The 3,433-nt window shown below is 68.9% G+C and carries 5 protein-coding genes; 4 read left to right on the forward strand and 1 reads right to left on the reverse strand.

Annotated features, from left to right (window positions below):
* Positions 1 to 33: 33 nt before the first annotated feature.
* The 3 genes from DLJ59_RS01570 (at position 34) to DLJ59_RS01580 (ending at position 2,494) form a co-directional block, all read left to right on the forward strand.
* Entirely contained in the window at positions 34 to 1,428 is a 1,395-nt protein-coding gene (locus tag DLJ59_RS01570; protein ID WP_124770743.1) for a DUF4331 domain-containing protein, read from the forward strand.
* A gap of 20 nt (positions 1,429 to 1,448) precedes the next feature.
* Positions 1,449 to 1,778, forward strand: a complete 330-nt coding sequence (locus DLJ59_RS01575) for a phospholipase (protein ID WP_124770744.1) — start codon at positions 1,449 to 1,451, stop codon at positions 1,776 to 1,778.
* A gap of 458 nt (positions 1,779 to 2,236) precedes the next feature.
* Positions 2,237 to 2,494, forward strand: a complete 258-nt coding sequence (locus DLJ59_RS01580) for a WhiB family transcriptional regulator (protein ID WP_007455784.1) — start codon at positions 2,237 to 2,239, stop codon at positions 2,492 to 2,494.
* A gap of 54 nt (positions 2,495 to 2,548) precedes the next feature.
* Here DLJ59_RS01580 and DLJ59_RS01585 read toward each other — a convergent pair whose 3' ends face one another.
* Positions 2,549 to 2,998, reverse strand: coding sequence for a metallopeptidase family protein (locus DLJ59_RS01585; RefSeq protein WP_030338265.1), 450 nt, complete (start codon positions 2,996 to 2,998; stop codon positions 2,549 to 2,551).
* 153 nt (positions 2,999 to 3,151) lie between these two features.
* Between DLJ59_RS01585 and DLJ59_RS01590 the strand changes: the two genes are divergently transcribed.
* The coding region (locus DLJ59_RS01590) for a DUF3499 domain-containing protein (RefSeq protein WP_148096919.1) at positions 3,152 to 3,433 on the forward strand (282 nt) is incomplete at its 3' end.

Here is a 3,433-nt window from a genome sequence, read left to right on the forward strand (position 1 = left end):
CCCTCTGTCCCCGGCCAGTGAGGTTGGTCCGTCATGTCTTCCCACCGCGAGGCCCCCGAGATAGCCAAGGACCCGGTAGCTGACAGCTCCGACCTGTACGCGTTCGTCAGCCCCGACAAACGCGACACCGTCACGTTGGTCGCCAACTATGTGCCGTTGCAGCTCCCCTCCGGGGGCCCGAACTTCTTCGAGTTCGGCGACGACGTGCGGTACGAGATCCATATCGACAACGACGGCGACGGCCGTCCGGATGTCACCTACCGGTTCGAATTCACCACCGAGATCACCAATCCGAACAGCTTTCTCTACAACACCGGTCCGATCGACTCGCTGGACAGCGAGAACTGGAACCGGCGGCAGTTCTACAGCCTGACCCGGGTCGCCGACGGTCGCGAGCACCGGCTGGCGCACAAGCTGCCCTGCCCGCCGTGCAACGTCGGCCCGCTCTCCACCCCGAAGTACGCCGACCTGGTGCGGCAGGCCACCTACTCGCTCTCCACGGGGGAGCGGGTCTTCGCCGGGCAGCGCGCCGACGGGTTCTTCGTCGACCTCGGGGCGATTTTCGACCTCGGCACGCTGCGGCCGTTCCAGCAGCTGCACGTCGCCGGGAAGAAGATCTTCAAGGCCGAGGGAGAGCCGGTCAACGCCACCGACCGGATGAACGTGCACAGCATCGCGGTGCAGGTGCCGCTGGAGCGGGTGCGTCGGCGCGCCAACCGGTACGGGCCCGGCGACCGGTCCTCGGTGATCGGGGTGTGGACGTCGGCGTCGCGCCGGCAGGTGCGGGTGCTCGGCGACCGGGGTGGGGCGGACACCGCCACCGGCCCGTTCACCCAGGTCTCGCGGCTGGGCAATCCGCTGTTCAACGAGGTCATCGTGCCCATGTCCAAGAAGGACCTGTGGAACTCGCTGCCGCCGTCGGAGGACAAGCGGTTCGCCCAGTTCGTCGAGCAGCCGGAGTTGGCCGCGTTGCTGCCGGCGCTCTACCCGGACGTCTTCCCCAACCTGGACAGGCTCACCAAGGCGAAGAAGGCCCGAGCCGACCTGGTGGCGATCCTGCTCACCGGCGTGCCGGCCGGGCTGATCGACGGCTTCACCAACGCCACCGGCGAGGTGCAGGCCGACATGCTGCGACTGAACACCGCGATCCCGCCGGCCAAGCGTCCGGACCGGTTCGGGGTGCTCGGTGGCGACCTGGCCGGGTTCCCGAACGGGCGGCGGGTCGGTGACGACGTGGTCAGCATCGCGCTGCGGGCGATCGCCGGGGTCACCGTCCCGCTGGTGGACAAGACGTTCCGACCGGACGCGGCGGCCGCCGCGGTCACCCCGGGGCTGAGCGCCGCCGACGTGACCGCGCCGTTCCTCGCAAACTTCCCCTACCTGGGTACGCCGTACGACGGGTTCAACAATCCGTCGGCGGCGTCCTGAGCGCGCGGGGAGGGAGCCGGATGCACCAGCACGCCTATGGGCCGTCCGAGACCGGGAGTGTCGTCCTCGATCTGGGCGGCGACACCGGTGCCCTGATCGTCTACACGGGTCGGGATCTGCACGGCCGGGAAATCGAGATCAGTCGCGACGACGACCGGCGGGTCCACTCGGCGGTGCGCGAGCGTCGGGTGCGGGACGGTTCTTTCCACAGTGCGGTCTATCCCGACCTGCCGAGCGGGATCTATACCGTCTGGTGGGACGATCGTACGCCGGCCGGCACGATTTCCGTCCATGGTGGAGCGATCGCCGAGTTCGCCTGGCCGAGCAGCGGTTTTGGGGCTTCTGACTGACCTCCGCGCACCGTCTTTACCGTCGCGCCCCGTCCACAATGTGGACGGGGCGCGAGTGCTGTCCGCGGCTCGACGGGCGGTCTGCGCCGCGCCGCGTTAACCTGTCTCCCACCAAGATCAGCTTGGCGGTGGAGGTCTCTGGTGCCTTCCGGTCGGCGACTCGTCGGGGAAGCGCCACGGGAGAAAAGTCGGGCAACTCGCCGGAGAGGGCGTTACTCGGCCGGGGTCTGAATCGATAGGGCAGGTTGCGAGGCTGGACGGCCCGAGTGGCCGGCCGGGGGTGTCGGGAGGGCGACTCCATTATCAAGTTTGGCTTGACGGCGCACGCATTACACGCGTGTAATTTGAATGGGGTTGTTCGCACGGAACGCAACAAAACGGGACCGGACGGACAAGCACGCCTTTCGCGTGGGGGGTTGCAGCGGCGATGACGCCGGTGCGCGACAAGGAGGCATTTGATGGACGGCCAGCTTGAGGTGGCCGACCTGCTCGGAAACGCGCCGGAGTGGCAGGAGCGGGCCTTGTGCTCGCAGACCGACCCCGAGGCGTTCTTTCCCGAGAAGGGCGGCTCGACCCGCGAGGCGAAGCGGATCTGTTCGCGTTGCGAGGTCAAGACCGAGTGCCTCGAATACGCTCTGGGTCACGACGAGCGGTTCGGCATCTGGGGTGGTCTCTCCGAGCGGGAGCGGCGCAAGTTGAAGCGGCGGGCCGCCTGAGCGGTGCGAGGTCGAGGCGGTGGGGGCCGCCCGACTCTCCGCTCGGAGTTTGGCTCAGGCGAGCTCGTCCGGGTCTACCCCGAGAAGGTTCGCCACCTGTTCGATGATCACGTCATGGACGAGATCGGCGAGGTCCTCACGGTCCATCGCCCGGAACTCCAGGGGCCGTCGGTACAGCACGATCCGCGGCGGCATCTCCTGCCGGCCCGGGCGGCCGGGCAGCAGCCGGGCCAGCGGGACCTCGCCGTCCTCCAGCACATCCGAGTCGTAGACGTTCAGATCCGGCGGGACGTCCTCGACCGCGAACTCGACACCCGCCAACTCCTTGGCGAACCGACGCTCCAACGTCTCGACGGTGTCCAGGACCAGGTCGTCGAAGACCTCAGCCTTGGTCCGCGCCAGCGGCACGGTGGCCGGCACCAGCCGCCCGCGCAGGCCACGCCCGTGCCGGTCCCGATGCGCACGCCGACCGGAGCCGGGGCGGCGGTGTTCCGGGCTCGTCATGAGGCAAAGGGTAGCGCCCGCGTCGGGCTGGCCAACGGCAGCGCCGCTCCTGTGGCGCGGCGCGCCCACGACGGTCAACTGTGATCACCACGACGGGCGTGTCGCAACGCGAACCGATGCGCTGGACCCGGTAATGGAGATACCCTGCCGCACGTGAGGTCACCACGGCGCTGCTCCCGTAACGGCTGCCCCCGGCAAGCGGTCGCCACATTGACCTATGTCTACAACGAGTCGACAGCGGTGGTGGGGCCGCTGGCGGCGTTCGCCGAGCCACACACGTACGACCTGTGTGAGCCGCACGCCCGCAGCCTCACCGCCCCGCGAGGCTGGGACGTCGTCCGGCACGAAGGCGAGTTCGAGCCGCCGCCGCCCACCACGGACGACCTGGTCGCGTTGGCCGAAGCGGAGCTGCACCCGCGTACCCCGGACCGGATC

Origin of the sequence: Micromonospora inaquosa (genome assembly GCF_003857055.1) — a bacterium.
In the GTDB taxonomy this organism is placed as follows: Bacteria; Actinomycetota; Actinomycetes; order Mycobacteriales; family Micromonosporaceae; genus Micromonospora; species Micromonospora inaquosa.